The following is a 14223-nucleotide window of genomic DNA, read 5'->3' as shown; positions in this document are numbered from 1 at the left end:
TCACTCGCTGACTCAACGTAGCCATATGCCCCATCACGCGCCGGAGCTCCGACACAGAGCACTGTCCCTCCTCCGGGCAGGGACCACGAACGCCGAAGTCGGCCGCAGGTTGAACATCCCCGCGGGCACGATCAGCTATTGGAAGCACATGGACCGCGCCGGGCGCGGCGAATGCGACGCGGCAATGCGCGCCGTCTTCCCGGACAACTCGGTGTGCCGGGTCCGGCGGGCGGGCTGCAGCAACCTGAAGGTGTACTCGAAGCACCTCGCGTGCTTGTTCCCGCAGCACGGGCTCGGCAAGAAGCACGAGCGCAAGATCACCCTGTCCGCCTGGCAACAAGAAGTCGTCGACAGGTACCCGTGGCAGTTCGTTCGCGGCCTGATCCATTCCGACGGCTGCCGCAACATGAACTGGACCACCCGAATCGTCAACGGCGAGCGCAAGCGCTACGAGTATCCGCGGTACTTCTTCACCAATGTCTCGGACGACATCAGGCAGCTCTGCACCGACACGCTCGACAAGCTCGGCGTCGAGTGGAAGCACTGCACTCGCAACGGCAGGCCGTACAGCATCTCCGTGGCCCGACGCGCCTCCGTCGTCCTCATGGACGCGCACGTCGGGCCGAAGTGCTGACACGTTTCCGCCTGCTTACAGGCTCTCGCCGATGCGGTGCACACGGACCAGGTTCGTCGAGCCCGCGACGCCCGGCGGGGAGCCGGCCGTGATGACCACGATGTCGCCCCGCTCGCAGCGGCCGATGCGCAGCAGTTCCTCGTCGACCTGGGCGACCATCGCGTCGGTGGACTCGACGTGCGGGCCGAGGAAGGTCTCGACGCCCCAGGTGAGGTTGAGTTGGGACCGGGTGGCGGGGTCGGGGGTGAAGGCGAGGAGGGGGATCGGGGAGCGGTAGCGGGAGAGGCGCTTGACGGTGTCGCCCGACTGGGTGAAGGCGACGAGGAACTTGGCGCCGAGGAAGTCGCCGATCTCGGCCGCCGCGCGGGCCACGGCGCCGCCCTGGGTGCGGGGCTTGTTCCGGTCGGTCAGCGGGGGGAGGCCCTTGGCGAGGACGTCCTCTTCCGCCGCGATGACGATGCGGGCCATGGTGCGGACCGTTTCGACCGGGTATTTACCGACGCTCGTCTCGCCGGAGAGCATCACCGCGTCCGTGCCGTCGATGACGGCGTTGGCGACGTCGGAGGCTTCGGCGCGGGTGGGGCGGGAGTTGTCGATCATCGAGTCGAGCATTTGGGTGGCGACGATGACCGGCTTGGCGTTGCGCTTGGCGAGCTTGATCGCCCTCTTCTGCACGATCGGTACCTGCTCCAGGGGCATTTCGACGCCGAGGTCGCCGCGGGCGACCATGATTCCGTCGAACGCGGCGACGATGTCGTCGATGTTCTCGACCGCCTGCGGCTTTTCGACCTTGGCGATGACGGGGAGGCGGCGGCCTTCCTCGTCCATGACGCGGTGGACGTCGTCGATGTCGCTGCCGTTGCGGACGAAGGAGAGGGCGATGATGTCGGCGCCGATGCCGAGGGCCCAGCGGAGGTCTTCGATGTCCTTTTCCGAGAGGGCGGGGACGGAGACGGCCACGCCGGGGAGGTTGAGGCCCTTGTGGTCGGAGACCATGCCGCCTTCGACGACGGTGGTCGTGACGCGGGGGCCGTCGATGGCGGTGACCTCGAGGGCGACCTTGCCGTCGTCGACGAGGATGCGTTCGCCGCGGCTGACGTCGGCGGCGAGTCCCTCGTAGGTGGTGCCGCAGACGTGGCGGTCGCCCTCGATGTCCTCGGTGGTGATGGTGAACGTGTCGCCGCGTTCAAGCAGTACGGGTCCCTCGCGGAAGCGGCCGAGGCGGATCTTCGGACCTTGAAGGTCCGCGAGGATGCCGACGCTACGGCCGGTTTCGTCGGAGGCCTTTCGTACGTGGTGGTAGCGCTCCTCGTGGTCGGCGTAGGTGCCGTGGCTGAGGTTGAAGCGGGCGATGTCCATCCCGGCGTCGACGAGTGCCTTGATCTGCTCGTACGTGTCGGTTGCGGGGCCCAGGGTGCAGACGATTTTTGCTCGGCGCATGTTTCGAGCCTATGGCTTACCGGCCGGTAGAGAATTGGGCGTGCGTGACTACTCAACAACCTTTACATGAAAGGCTATTGACAAGTGTTGAATTGCGCGCAGGGGCGCTCGGATGAGCAGAGGACGCCGTCCGTTCACAATTGCGGCGGCGTCATGGTGAAGCGCGCGTTCACCTGGGCGTAGACCGTCTGGCGCTGTGGTTCGAGGTCGAGGGCGGGTGCGGCCTCCGCGCCGGCGGCTCCGGCGAAGCCGCGTGCGCTGCCGGGAGGGGCGGGCATCGCGTAGCGGGGCGGGGCGGCTTCGGCTCCGATGTCGGCTAGTTCGACGAGGGCGGAGAGTCGCCCGCCGATGGCTTCGGCGTATTCACGGGCGCGCTGGACGGCTTCGCGTACGGCTTGGCGCCGGGCTTCGCCGTGGGCGGGCGAGTCGGGGCGCAGTGACCACCAGGGGCCGTTGACATGGGTGAGTTCGAGGTCGGCGAGGCGGGTGGTGAGCTCGCCGAGGGCGGTGAAGTCGCTCAGTACGGCGGTGATGTGGACGCGGCCGTGGTAGGCGTGGATGCGTTCGCCCCGGCCGTGCTGGGTGAGCTGGGGTGTGACGGAGAATGCGCCGGTCTCGAGCTTTTCGACCGCCTGGCCGTACGACTTGACGAGGTCGAGTGCGGCGGCGTTGCGGCGGGTGAGGTCTTCGAGGGCGGTGCGCCGGTCCTTGCCGCGGGCGCTGATGGTGATGCCGATGCGGGCGATCTCGGGGTCGAATTCGATGCGTGCCTCGCCGCGTACGGCGACCCGTGGTTGTTCGGGGGTGGCGTAGGGGGCGGTGGGCGTGGGGGGTGTGGCGTCGTCCATGGGTGTCTCCCTCGCGCGGTGGCCGGTCGTCCCACTTTCGCATCCGGGTCGGACAGTCGGGTCCGGCAGCCGGTCCGAGCCCCGGCCGGACATCGGATCGAAACCTGACAGGGGTGTTGCGGGGGTGGCGCTTAGGTCAGAATCTACGCGCGTTGTGCATGTGATCGAGGGAGACGAAATGCCGCTGAACCGTAGGACGTTCCTGGAGCGGACGGCCGCCGCCGGGGCGGGTGTCGCTGTCGCGGGTGCCGCTGCCGCGCCCGCGGTGGCCGAGGAGCGGGGCAAGGACCATGGGCGCGGGCGTCCGCAGAAGCGGTACTCGTTCACCGTGCTGGGGACGACCGATCTGCACGGGAATGTCTTCAACTGGGACTATTTCACGGACAAGGAGTTCGACGACAAGGCGCACAACGATGTGGGCCTGGCGAAGATCTCGACGCTGGTGAACCAGATCCGTGAGGAGAAGGGCCGGCGCAACACGCTGCTGATCGACGCCGGTGACACGATCCAGGGCACCCAGCTGTCGTACTACTACGCCAAGGTCGACCCGATCACGGCCGAGCGCGGTCCGGTGCACCCGATGGCGCAGGCGATGAACGCCATCGGCTACGACGCCGCGGCGCTCGGCAACCACGAGTTCAACTACGGCATCCCGGTGCTGCGCAAATTCGAGGAGCAGTGCGACTTCCCGCTGCTCGGGGCGAACGCGCTGGACGCGAAGACGCTGCGGCCCGCGTTCCCGCCGTACAGCATGCACCGGCTGCGCACGCCGCACGGGCGTGATGTGCGGGTGGCCGTTCTCGGTCTGACGAATCCGGGCATCGCGATCTGGGACAAGCAGAACGTGAGCGGGAAGATGGTCTTCCCCGGCCTGGAGGAGCAGGCGGCGAAGTGGGTGCCGAAGCTGCGCTCGATGGGCGCGGACGTGGTGGTCGTCTCGGCGCATTCGGGTTCCAGCGGCACCTCCTCGTACGGCGACCAGCTGCCGTACGTCGAGAACGCGGCGGGTCTGGTGGCCGAGCAGGTGCCCGGTATCGACGCGATCCTGGTGGGGCACGCGCACACCGAGATACCGGAGTACTTCGTCACCAACAAGGAGACCGGTCAGCAGGTGGTTCTGTCCGAGCCGCTGAAGTGGGGGCAGCGGCTGACGCTGTTCGACTTCGACCTGGTGTGGCAGAAGGGCCGCTGGGTGGTGGAGCGGGTCGGGGCGAAGGTCCTGAACTCGAACACGGTCGCGGAGGACCCGGAGATCACGGGTCTGCTGGGTGACGAGCACAAGAAGGTCGTGGCGTACGTCAACCAGGTCATCGGTACGTCGACGGCGGCGATGTCCACGGCCGCCGCGCCGTGGAAGGACGAACCGATCATCGACCTGATCAACCATGTCCAGGCCGAGACGGTGAAGGCGGCGCTGGCGGGCGGCGAGTACGCGGCGCTGCCGGTGCTGTCCCAGGCGTCGTGCTTCTCCCGGACGGCGGCGATCCCGGCGGGCGAGGTGACGATCAAGGACGCGGCGGGGCTGTACCCGTTCGAGAACACCCTCGAGGCACGGCTGATGACGGGTGCGCAGCTGAAGGAGTACCTGGAGTTCTCGGCCCGGTACTACGTGCAGACTCCGGCGGGGGCGCCGGTGGACACGTCGAAGCTGACGAACGCGAACGGGACGCCGGACTACAACTACGACGCGGTGTCGGGTCTGACGTACGAGGTCGACATCGCGAAGCCGGCGGGTTCCAGGATCGTGAAGCTGTCCTTCGAGGGCGCGCCGGTCGACCCGGCTGCGCGGTTCGTGCTCGCCGTGAACAACTACCGGGCGAGCGGGGGCGGCAATTTCCCGCACATCGCCGCGGCGCAGCAGCTGTGGGCGAATTCGGAGGAGATCCGGAACACGATCATCGCGTGGGTGCAGGCGAAGGGTTCGGTGGATCCGGCGGAGTTCGCTTCGGTGGGCTGGAAGCTGACCCGGGACGGCGTGCCGGTGTTCTAGACCTCCCCAGGTGCACTGTCTAGCGCTGTGATTCCAGTGGCGTGAGCGGGGGCGTCTGGCCGGGAATGCCGGATGCCTCCTGCTGCTGGAGGCCGAAGCGGGTGAAGGCGGTGCGGCGGGGCAGCGGGTAGGGCTCCTTGCCGGTGAGGGAGTTGAGGATGCTCGCGCTGCGCCAGGCGGCGAGCCCGAGGTCGGGGGCGCCGACGCCGTGGGTGTGGCGTTCGGCGTTCTGTACGTAGAGGGATCCGCTGACGGTGGGGTCGAGGTCGAGGCGGAATTCGCTGTCGACGAGGGGGCGTCCGGCGCGGTCGCGGCGGATGTAGGGGTCGATGCCGGCGAGGAGCCGGGTGAGCGGGCGTTCGCGGTAGCCGGTGGCGAGGACGACGGCGTCGGTGGTGAGGCGGGAGCGGGTGCCCTGCTGGATGTGTTCGAGGTGGAGCTCGACGCGGGTGGTTGCGACCCGGCCGGCGGTGCGGACGGTGACGCCGGGTGTGAGGACGGCGTCGGGCCAGCCGCCGTGCAGGCTGCGGCGGTAGAGCTCCTCGTGGATGGCGGCGATGGTGTCGGCGTCGATGCCTTTGTGGAGCTGCCATTGGCGGGGCAGCAGCTCGCTGCGGACCTTTTCCGGCAGGGCGTGGAAGTAGCGGGTGTAGTCGGGGGTGAAGTGTTCGAGGCCGAGCTTGGAGTACTCCATGGGTGCGAAGGCTTCGGTGCGGGTGAGCCAGTGGAGCTTCTCGGCCCCGGCGGGGCGGGCACGGAGCAGGTCCAGGAAGACTTCGGCGCCGGACTGGCCCGAGCCGATGACGGTGACGTGCTCCGCGGTGAGGAGCCGTTCGCGGTGCTCCAGGTAGTCGGCGGAGTGGAGGACGGGCACGCTGGGCGCGTCGGCGAGCGGGCGCAGCGGTTCGGGTACGTACGGCTCGGTGCCGACGCCGAGTGCGACGTTGCGGGTATAGGCGCGGCCCAGCGCCTCGGCCTCGCCGTCGGTGTCGAGCTGGGTGAAGTCGACCTCGAACAGGTCGCGTTCGGTGTTCCAGCGGACGGCGTCGACCTGGTGGCCGAAGTGCAGGCCGGGGAGGTTGTCGCCGACCCAGCGGCAGTAGGCGTCGTATTCGGCGCGCTGGATGCGGAAGCGCTCCGCGAAGTAGAAGGGGAAGAGCCGGTCGCGGGCGCGCAGGTAGTTGAGGAACGACCAGGGGCTCGCGGGGTCCGCCAGGGTGACGAGGTCGGCGAGGAACGGGACCTGGAGGGTGGCGCCCTCGATGAGGAGTCCGGGGTGCCACCGGAAGGTGGACCGCTGCTCGAAGAAGGTGGTGGCGAGTCCGCCGGGGACGCCGTGGGCGAGCGCGGCGAGGGAGAGGTTGAACGGGCCGATGCCGATGCCGACGAGGTCGTAGGGGCGATCGGGCTGCTGGGCCGGTGGTGTGGCGGTCATCGGGGGGTGCTGCCTTCCACGAGGTCGGTGAGGGTCTGCAGGGCGCCGCTGGTGATGTGGGGGTTGAGCAGGGTGGCCTTGAGCCAGAGCCGGCCGTCGGCGCGGGCCCGGCCGAGGACGGCGCGCCCCTGCACGAGCAGGGCGCGCCGGATCTCCGCCGTCTGTTCGTCGCTCGCGCCGGTGGGCCGGAACAGGACGGTGGAGAGGGTGGGCCGTTCGTAGAGCTCCAGGCGCGGGTTCTTGTCGACCAGGTCCGCGAGGTCGTGGGCGGCGGCGCAGGTGCGGTCGACGAGGGCGGCGAGGCCGGTGCGGCCGAGTGCTTTGAGGGTGACGGCGATCTTGAGGATGTCGGGCCGGCGGGTGGTGCGCAGGGAGCGGCCGAGGAGGTCGGGCAGGCCGGCGTCGGTGTCGTCCTCCGCGTTGAGGTATTCGGCGGTGTGGCCGAGCGGGGCGAGACGAGTGGTGTCGGGTACGGCGAGGAGTCCGGCGGCGACGGGCTGCCAGCCGAGTTTGTGCAGGTCGAGCGTGACGGAGTGGGCGCGTTCCAGGCCGGTGAGGAGGTGGCGGCGTTCGTTGCTGAAGAGGAGCGGGCCGCCGTAGGAGGCGTCGATGTGCAGTTCGGCGCGGTGGCGGTCGGCGAGGTCGGCGATCCGGCCGAGGGGGTCGATGCGGCCCGTGTCGGTGGTGCCCGCGGTGGCGACGACGAGGACCGGGCCGTGGAGGCGGGTCAGTGTGTCGTCCAGTGCGGCGGGGTCGTTCAGGGGGACGGTGAGCGGCCGGGGCAGTCCCAGGAGCCAGGCGGCGCGGCCGACCGAGTGGTGGGCGCTGTCGTCGCAGACGACCTGGACCGGTGTACCGACGCGCTCGCGTGCGAGGAGGAGGGCGAGCTGGTTGGACTCGGTGCCGCCGGTGGTGACGATCGCGTCGGGGGCGGTGTGCCCGGGGTACACCTCCGCCGCGAGTACGTGGGTGACCTGTGCCTCCAGTTCGGAGGCCGCGGGTGCCTGGTCCCAGGAGTCCATGGACGGGTTGAGCGCGGAGGCGGCGAGGTCGGCGGCGACGGCCAGCGCGAGGGGCGGCGTGTGGAGGTGGGCCGCGCACAGGGGGTCGGCGGGGTCGGCGGCGCCGTGGGCGAGGGCGCGGACGAGGGTGCGCAGGGCGGGGGCGGCGCCGGCGCCGTGCTCCGGGAGGACGTCCCCGAGGCTCTGGCGCATCCGTGCGGCGACGGCGTCCGGCCCGCCGGCGGGTACGGGGCCGCCGCGAGCGATCGCGCCTTCGCCGAGTGCGTCGAGCACGAGCGCGAGCAGGGGGCGCAGGGCGTCGGGGCCGGTGATTCCTCCCGCGAGGGGCGGGGTGTTCATGAGGCGGGGTCCTTCGGCGAGGCGCGGGTGTCACACGACGGGTGTCACCCCACGGTGGCGAGGGGCCCGGCGGGGCGCCCGCAGATCTCAACGATCGGAACCCGAAAGTGGTATCGCATTGCGGGAGGGAGGGGGTGGGGGCTCGGCGGCTGGTATGGGGCGCCTGCGGCGGGCCTGTCCCCCACCCGCCCCTTCCCGAACCGGGCTCTGCCCGGACCCGCCACCGCGCTCCGCGCGGTGCTTACGGGGGCTCCGCCCCCGCACCCCCGCGCCTCAAACGCCGGCGAGGCTGGAAATGCCCCCGCCGGGGAGTCCGAGGCAGGCGCCGCCGGCACGGCGGCACGGCGGGCACGGCGGCACGGCGGGCACCGCAGGCGCCGCCGGCACCGCGGCACGGCGGGCACGGCAGGCACCGCCGGCACCGCGGACACCGCAGGCACGGCGGGCACCGCGGGCACCGCCGGCACCGCGGGCACCGCAGGCACCGCGGGCACGGCAGGCGCCGCCGGCACGGGGCACCGCCGGCACCGCCGGCACCGCGGCACGGCAGGCGCCGCCGGCACGGCTGATTTCGCGGAGCGAAAATCAGCCCGCCTGGGGCACCTCCCACGGCCGCCAGGCCGTAGGGGAGATTCAGGGCACCGCGCGAAGCGCGGTACGTGGGTCCGGGGCTTGCCCCGGTTTCGGGAAGTGGGGCTCCCCCCACGGCCGCCAGACCGTAGGGGGACGGTTGGGGAAAGGTCACGCTCCCCGGACCCGCAGGGCCCTGCGCAGGTCGTCGATCTGGTCGGCCAGCTTGCGGCGCAGGGCCGGGAGCATGTCCGTCCCGGCCAGGCAGGCCTCCCCCGCGCTCAGCGCCTCGGCGTCGACGGCGTGGACGGGGAAGGCGTATCGGCCGCAGGCTTCTGCGATGGCCGGGCCGCGGCGGGCGGCGAGGGCGACGGCGTCGGGGTAGAAGCGCGGGACGTACTCGCGTACCAGGTCGGCCTGCTCGGGCTGCCAGAAGCCCTGCGCGGTGGCCGCGAACAGGTAGTTGGACAGGTCGTCGCCGGTGAAGAGCCGGGCCCAGGCCGCGGCCTTGGCCTCGGGTGTGGGGAGGGCGGCGCGGCAGCGGGCCGCGCCTTCCTGGCCGGTGGCGCTCGGGTCGCGTTCCAGTTCGGCGGTGATGGCCGCGTCGTCGGTGGCGCCGAGGACGGCGAGACGCGTCAGGACGCGCCAGCGCAGTTCGGGGTCGAGCTCGGGGCCGCCGGGGACGCTGCCTTCGGTGAGCCATTCCTGGATGGGCTCCGGCTGGGTGGCGGCGTCGATGTAGTGCCGTACGGCGGTCAGGCGCAGGCCGGGGTCGCTGCCGTCCTCGGTGCGGCGCAGCAGGGCGCGGCTGATGCGGGTGAGGGTGGCGAGCGCGGCGGGGCGCTGGTCGGGGGTGAGATAGCAGTCGGTGATCTGGCCGGCGGCGAAGGTGAGGACGCCCTGGACGATGGCGAGGTCGTTCTCGTGGGGCAGGTGGGTGCCGGCCGTCTCGAGGTAGGCGGTGGGAGCGAGTTCGCCGTCGCGGACCATGTCGCGTGCGGCGTTCCAGACGACGGCCCGGGTGAGGGCGTCGGGGATGCCGGACAGGGAGTCGACGACGACGGCCCAGGAGGCGGCGTCGAGGCGGACCTTGGCGTAGGTGCTGTCGCCGTCGTTGAGGACGAGGAGGGCCGGGCGGCGCCCGGGGCGGGGTGCTGTGCTGCCGGTCTCGGGGACGTCGATCTCGAGGCGGTCGCGCAGGACGAGGTGGCCGGGGTCGATGGGGTCGGCGTCGTAGGCGCCGACGGCGATGCGGTGGGGGCGGCTGCCGTCGCGTTCGACGGTGAGTGACCAGCCGCCCGCGGTGTCCGCGACGGCGGGGGTGAGGGTGTCGACGCCGGTGGTGCGCAGCCATGACTCGGCCCAGGCGTGCACGTCGCGGTCGGTGGCTCCGGCGAGGGAGTCGATGAAGTCGGCGAGGGTGGCGTTGGCGAACTTGTGCCGGGCGAAGTGGGTGTTGATGCCGGCGAGGAAGTCCTTCTCGCCGAGCCAGGTGACGAGCTGGCGCAGGGCGGAGGCGCCCTTGGCGTAGGAGATGCCGTCGAAGTTGAGCATCGCGGACGCGGTGTCGGGGACGGCGTCGGGGTCGGGGGCGACGGGGTGGGTGGAGGGCCGCTGGTCGGCGTCGTAGCCCCAGGACTTGCGGGCGATGGCGAAGTCGGTCCAGGTGTCGGTGAAGCGGGTGGCTTCGGTGAGGGTCTGGTAGCCCATGTATTCGGCGAAGGACTCGTTCAGCCAGATGTCGTCCCACCACTTGAGGGTGACGAGGTCACCGAACCACATGTGGGCCATCTCGTGGGCGATGACCATGGCACGGGTCTGGCGCTGGGTGTCGGTGACGGCGGAGCGGTAGACGAATTCGTCGCGGAAGGTGACGAGGCCAGGGTTCTCCATGGCGCCGGCGTTGAACTCGGGGACGAAGGCCTGGTCGTAGGAGTCGAAGGGGTAGGGCTCCTCGAACTTCTCGTGGTAGCGGTCGTAGCACTGCCGGGTGATGTCGAGGAGTTCGTCGGCGTCGGCGTCGAGGTAGGGGGCCAGCGACCGGCGGCAGTGGATGCCGAAGGGCAGTCCGGCGTGCTCGGTGCGTACGGAGTGCCAGGGTCCGGCGGCGACGGCGACCAGGTAGGTGGAGAGCAGCGGGGTGGGCGCGCAGGTCCAGCGGCCCTCGCCGTGGTGGGTGGCGACGCCGTTGCCGAGGACGGTCCACGCTTCGGGCGCGGTGACGGAGAGTTCGAAGACGGCCTTGAGGTCGGGCTGGTCGAAGGCGGCGAAGACGCGCTGGACGTCGTCCATGAACAGCTGGGTGTAGACGTACGTCTCGCCGTCGCTGGGGTCGGTGAAGCGGTGCATGCCTTCGCCGGTGCGGGAGTAGCTCATCCGCGCGTCGACGCGCAGTTCGTGCTCGCCGGCGCCGAGACCGGTCAGGGGGATCCGGTTCTCGGTGAGTGCGGCGGGGTCGAGGGGTTGTCCGTCGAGCGTGAGGGAGCGGAGCTCGGCGGGCTTGATCTCGACGAAGGTGTCACCGGCCGCTTTCGCGGTGAAGTGGATGACGGTTCGGGAGTCGAAGGTCTCGTCGCCGGTGGTGAGATCGAGGTCGATCGTGTACCGGTGTACGTCGAGTTGCCGGGCTCGGGTCTGCGCTTCGTCGCGCGTCAGTACGGACATGGGCCCATGCTGCCTGATGGGCCCGGGTCGGCACACGGGGTGGTGGTTGCGCTGTCAGCGCACACCCCCGTCCCGCGCGCGGGCGTTCGGGCGGGGTGGGGCGGGCGCGGCGCGCGGGTCCGGTGATTCAGTGCTGTGGGCGCTCGCCGGGCTGGTCGGCGATCTGCTCGTGGTGGCGGATCACCTCGGCGATGATGAAGTTCAGCAGTTTCTCCGCGAACGCCGGGTCGAGTTTCGCGCTCTCCGCGAGCTGGCGCAGCCGTGCGATCTGTCGGGCCTCGCGGGCGGGGTCGGCGGGCGGCAGGTGGTGCTGGGCCTTGAGGTGGCCGACCTGCTGGGTGCACTTGAATCGCTCGGCGAGCATGTGGACGACGGCGGCGTCGATGTTGTCGATGCTCGCGCGCAGGCGGTCGAGCTCGGCGCGCACGGATTCGTCGATGTCACTCGTGGTCATGGTCAGGGAGCTTACGTCGGCCGGACACCGATGGTCGGAGGGTGTTCAGGGTCCGGGACGCGGGTGCTCCAGCCGCCGGGTACGGCCCTGCCCTGCTGGTCCCTGAAGCGGACGGGGGCGAGTCCGACGCGGCGGGTGAACAGGCGGGAGAAGTACGCCGGGTCCTCGTATCCGACGCGGCGGGCGACGGCGGCGACGGGCAGGTCGGTGGCGGCGAGGAGTTCCTTGGCGCGGCCGAGGCGGATGCCGAGGAGGTAGTCCTTGGGGCTGCAGCCGGCGCCGCGGCGTACGGCGGTGCGCAGTTCGGCGGGGGTCATGCCGTGGCGGGCGGCGTGTTCGGCGACGGACATCGGCCGGAAGGCGTCGCGGGCGAGTGCGGTGAGGACGGGGTCGCCGTCGGGGCCGAGGTCGGCGCGGGCGCGGCGCAGGGCGACGAGCAGTTCGTGGACGGCGGCGCCGGTCTCGACCTCGAGGAGGGGGTTGCCGCGGCGGGCGGCGCGGGCGATCTTGCCGACGGCGGCCCGTGCGCCGGCGGCGTCGGACAGGGGTACGACGGGCCGGTCGGGCTCGATGTAGCCGAGTTCGGTGTAGGTGGTGGCGGCGGGGCCGGTGAAGTCGACGAACGCTTCGTCCCAGCCGGCAGCGGGGTCGGGGCCGTAGTGGTGGGGGACGCCGGGGGTGAGCCAGATGAGGGCGGGCCCGGTGACGGTGGTGCGCCGCCCGTCGGCGGCGCGGTACCAGCCGCTGCCCGCGCTGATGACGACGGCGACGTGGTGGTCGAGGGTGCGGGGGCCGACGGTGGGGAGGCTGCCGTGCTGGAGGCCGACGCCGAGGCACACCAGTCCGAGCCGGTGGTGCAGGGGGCTCGGGGTGAAATAGCGCATCCAGGTGTGGTACATGCCGATTCGTCGCTCCTTCCCGGCCAGTCCAAGGAGAGCCGATCTTTGTCCATGGACCGGCTGCGCGCCAGGGGTGATCGTGGGGGCGGCGGTTTGCGAGAGAGGGACGGGCCGGTGGCTGACTTCACCGTGGGTGACACGGATTTCCTGCTGGACGGGCGGCCGGTGCGGCTGCTGTCGGGGGCGCTGCACTATTTCCGGGTGCACGAGGGCCAGTGGGGCCACCGGTTGTCGATGCTGCGGGCGATGGGCCTCAACTGTGTGGAGACGTACGTCCCGTGGAATCTGCACGAGCCGGAGCCGGGCAGGTACGCGGACGACGGGGCGCTGGGGCGGTTCCTGGACGCGGTGCACGCGGCGGGGATGTGGGCGATCGTGCGGCCGGGTCCGTACATCTGCGCCGAGTGGGAGAACGGCGGCCTTCCGTTCTGGCTGACCGGCCGGGTCGGGCGGCGGGCGCGTACGGAGGATGCGGAGTATCTGGGGCATGTGGAGCGCTGGTTCACCAGGCTGCTGCCGCAGGTGGTGGAGCGCGAGATCACGCGCGGCGGGCCCGTGGTGATGGTGCAGGTGGAGAACGAGTACGGCAGTTACGGCTCGGACGGCGGATATCTGCGGCAGTTGGTGGAGCTGTTGCGGTCGTGCGGGGTGAGCGTGCCGCTGTTCACGTCCGACGGTCCGGAGGACCACATGCTGTCGGGCGGTTCGGTGCCCGGTGTGCTGGCCACGGTGAACTTCGGGTCGGGCGCCGCGGAGGCGTTCGCGGCGCTGCGCCGGCACCGTCCGGAGGGGCCGCTGATGTGCATGGAGTTCTGGTGCGGCTGGTTCGAGCACTGGGGGGCCGAGCCGGCGCGCCGGGACGCCGAGGACGCGGCGCGGGCGCTGCGGGAGATCCTCGAGGCCGGCGCCTCGGTGAATGTGTACATGGCTCACGGCGGGACGAGTTTCGGCGGCTGGGCGGGCGCGAACCGGTCGGGTGAGCTGCACGACGGCGGGTTCGAGCCGACGGTGACGTCCTACGACTACGACGCGCCCGTCGACGAGGCGGGCCGGCCGACGGAGAAGTTCTGGCGGTTCCGGGAGATCCTCGCCGAGTATCAGGAAGGACCGCTGCCGGAGCCTCCGCCGGCTCCGGCGGTCCTGTCGGCGCCGGTGCGGGTGGAGCTCGCCGAGTGGGCTCCGCCGGAGACGGTGCTGCGGCTGCTCGGCGACGACGAGTGCGAGGCCCCGATGCCGCTGACGTTCGAGGAGCTGGGTGTCGGGCGGGGCCTGGTGCGCTACCGGGTCGAGGTCCCGGGGCCGCGGGAGCCGTATCCGCTGCGGGTGGCGGGGCTGCGCGACCGCGCGGTGATGTTCGTCGACGGTGTGCGGGTGGGGGTGCTGGACGGCGGGACGCCGGCGCTGGGGGTGCCGGTGGCGGGTCCGGCGTCGGTGGAGCTGTGGGTGGATTCGCTGGGCCGGGTCAACTACGGGCCCCTGACGGGCGAGCCGAAGGGCATCACCGGCGGGGTGCTGCACGAGCGGCAGTTCCTGCACGGTGTGCGGGCGTGCGCACTGCGGCTGGAGGCGTTCGAGGAGCCGGCGGCGCTGGCCAAAATGCCGTGGTGTGTCCCTCCGGCGGGGGCGGCCGGCCTGTACCGGGGGACGTTCGAGGTGGCGGAGCCGGGTGACGCGGGGCTGGAACTGCCGGGCTGGACCAGGGGTTTCGTGTGGGTGAACGGGTTCAACCTGGGGCGCTACTGGTCGGCGGGGCCGGTCAGGCCGCTGTATGTGCCGGGGCCGGTGCTGCGCGCCGGCGCCAACGAGGTGTGGGTGCTGGAGCTGGAGTGCGCCGCGGCGGAGGCCGACGTACGGCTGGAGTGCGTGGCGGCGGACGCCGCCGTACGGCCGGGGTGAGCCGTGACGGAGGGGCAGGCCGTCGGGCCTGC

The 14223-nt window shown here is 71.4% G+C and carries 10 protein-coding genes; 3 read left to right on the top strand and 7 right to left on the bottom strand.

The features are described from left to right. The first annotated feature begins 25 nt into the window (after positions 1-25). Positions 26-634, top strand: a complete 609-nt coding sequence (locus ACIPJI_RS05470; protein ID WP_402244580.1) for a helix-turn-helix domain-containing protein — start codon at positions 26-28, stop codon at positions 632-634. A gap of 15 nt (positions 635-649) precedes the next feature. On the opposite strand, the gene pyk is transcribed toward ACIPJI_RS05470, so the two are convergent. Then, positions 650-2074: a pyruvate kinase gene (gene pyk, locus ACIPJI_RS05465; protein WP_402244578.1), complete on the bottom strand. Its 1425-nt coding sequence runs from the start codon at positions 2072-2074 to the stop codon at positions 650-652. Between the two features lie 134 nt (positions 2075-2208). After that, on the bottom strand, positions 2209-2922 hold the full coding sequence (locus ACIPJI_RS05460; protein ID WP_307705832.1) for an SIMPL domain-containing protein: 714 nt from the start codon (positions 2920-2922) through the stop codon (positions 2209-2211). Positions 2923-3100: 178 nt separating this feature from the next. Here ACIPJI_RS05460 and ACIPJI_RS05455 point away from each other — a divergent pair, with 178 nt between their 5' ends. Continuing rightward, positions 3101-4912: a 5'-nucleotidase C-terminal domain-containing protein gene (locus ACIPJI_RS05455; RefSeq protein WP_356624305.1), complete on the top strand. Its 1812-nt coding sequence runs from the start codon at positions 3101-3103 to the stop codon at positions 4910-4912. A gap of 19 nt (positions 4913-4931) precedes the next feature. On the opposite strand, the gene ACIPJI_RS05450 is transcribed toward ACIPJI_RS05455, so the two are convergent. The 5 genes from ACIPJI_RS05450 to ACIPJI_RS05430 form a co-directional block, all read right to left on the bottom strand. Continuing rightward, a complete protein-coding gene (locus tag ACIPJI_RS05450; protein WP_402244576.1) occupies positions 4932-6347 on the bottom strand; it encodes a lysine N(6)-hydroxylase/L-ornithine N(5)-oxygenase family protein in 1416 nt (471 codons plus the stop codon). Further along, a complete protein-coding gene (locus tag ACIPJI_RS05445; protein WP_402244574.1) occupies positions 6344-7708 on the bottom strand; it encodes a pyridoxal phosphate-dependent decarboxylase family protein in 1365 nt (454 codons plus the stop codon). The genes ACIPJI_RS05450 and ACIPJI_RS05445 overlap by 4 nt, the downstream gene beginning before the upstream one ends. A 741-nt stretch (positions 7709-8449) precedes the next feature. Beyond that, positions 8450-10942, bottom strand: a complete 2493-nt coding sequence (pepN, locus tag ACIPJI_RS05440; RefSeq protein ID WP_356624310.1) for an aminopeptidase N — start codon at positions 10940-10942, stop codon at positions 8450-8452. 127 nt (positions 10943-11069) lie between these two features. Next, the gene (locus ACIPJI_RS05435) at positions 11070-11396 is read right to left on the bottom strand and encodes a chorismate mutase (protein ID WP_159693009.1); all 327 of its coding nucleotides are present in this window, start codon (positions 11394-11396) and stop codon (positions 11070-11072) included. A gap of 11 nt (positions 11397-11407) precedes the next feature. Then, entirely contained in the window at positions 11408-12295 is an 888-nt protein-coding gene (locus ACIPJI_RS05430) for an AraC family transcriptional regulator (protein ID WP_356624312.1), read from the bottom strand. A gap of 114 nt (positions 12296-12409) precedes the next feature. Between ACIPJI_RS05430 and ACIPJI_RS05425 the strand changes: the two genes are divergently transcribed. Continuing rightward, positions 12410-14191, top strand: coding sequence for a beta-galactosidase family protein (locus ACIPJI_RS05425; protein WP_402244572.1), 1782 nt, complete (start codon positions 12410-12412; stop codon positions 14189-14191). The last annotated feature ends 32 nt before the right edge of the window (positions 14192-14223 follow it).

The organism is Streptomyces sp. NPDC086835 (assembly GCF_044745705.1).
In the GTDB taxonomy this organism is placed as follows: Bacteria; Actinomycetota; Actinomycetes; order Streptomycetales; family Streptomycetaceae; genus Streptomyces.
Note: the sequence above shows the minus strand (reverse complement) of the source record. Positions and strands in the feature narration are given on the sequence as shown.

Bases quoted from the DNA above. Each gene is read 5' to 3' on its own strand.
- ACIPJI_RS05470 (WP_402244580.1), top strand. From the start codon at position 26: ATGCCCCATCACGCGCCGGAGCTCCGACACAGAGCACTGTCCCTCCTC.
- pyk (WP_402244578.1), bottom strand. From the start codon at position 2,074: ATGCGCCGAGCAAAAATCGTCTGCACCCTGGGCCCCGCAACCGACACG.
- ACIPJI_RS05460 (WP_307705832.1), bottom strand. From the start codon at position 2,922: ATGGACGACGCCACACCCCCCACGCCCACCGCCCCCTACGCCACCCCC.
- ACIPJI_RS05455 (WP_356624305.1), top strand. From the start codon at position 3,101: ATGCCGCTGAACCGTAGGACGTTCCTGGAGCGGACGGCCGCCGCCGGG.
- ACIPJI_RS05450 (WP_402244576.1), bottom strand. From the start codon at position 6,347: ATGACCGCCACACCACCGGCCCAGCAGCCCGATCGCCCCTACGACCTC.
- ACIPJI_RS05445 (WP_402244574.1), bottom strand. From the start codon at position 7,708: ATGAACACCCCGCCCCTCGCGGGAGGAATCACCGGCCCCGACGCCCTG.
- pepN (WP_356624310.1), bottom strand. From the start codon at position 10,942: ATGTCCGTACTGACGCGCGACGAAGCGCAGACCCGAGCCCGGCAACTC.
- ACIPJI_RS05435 (WP_159693009.1), bottom strand. From the start codon at position 11,396: ATGACCACGAGTGACATCGACGAATCCGTGCGCGCCGAGCTCGACCGC.
- ACIPJI_RS05430 (WP_356624312.1), bottom strand. From the start codon at position 12,295: ATGTACCACACCTGGATGCGCTATTTCACCCCGAGCCCCCTGCACCAC.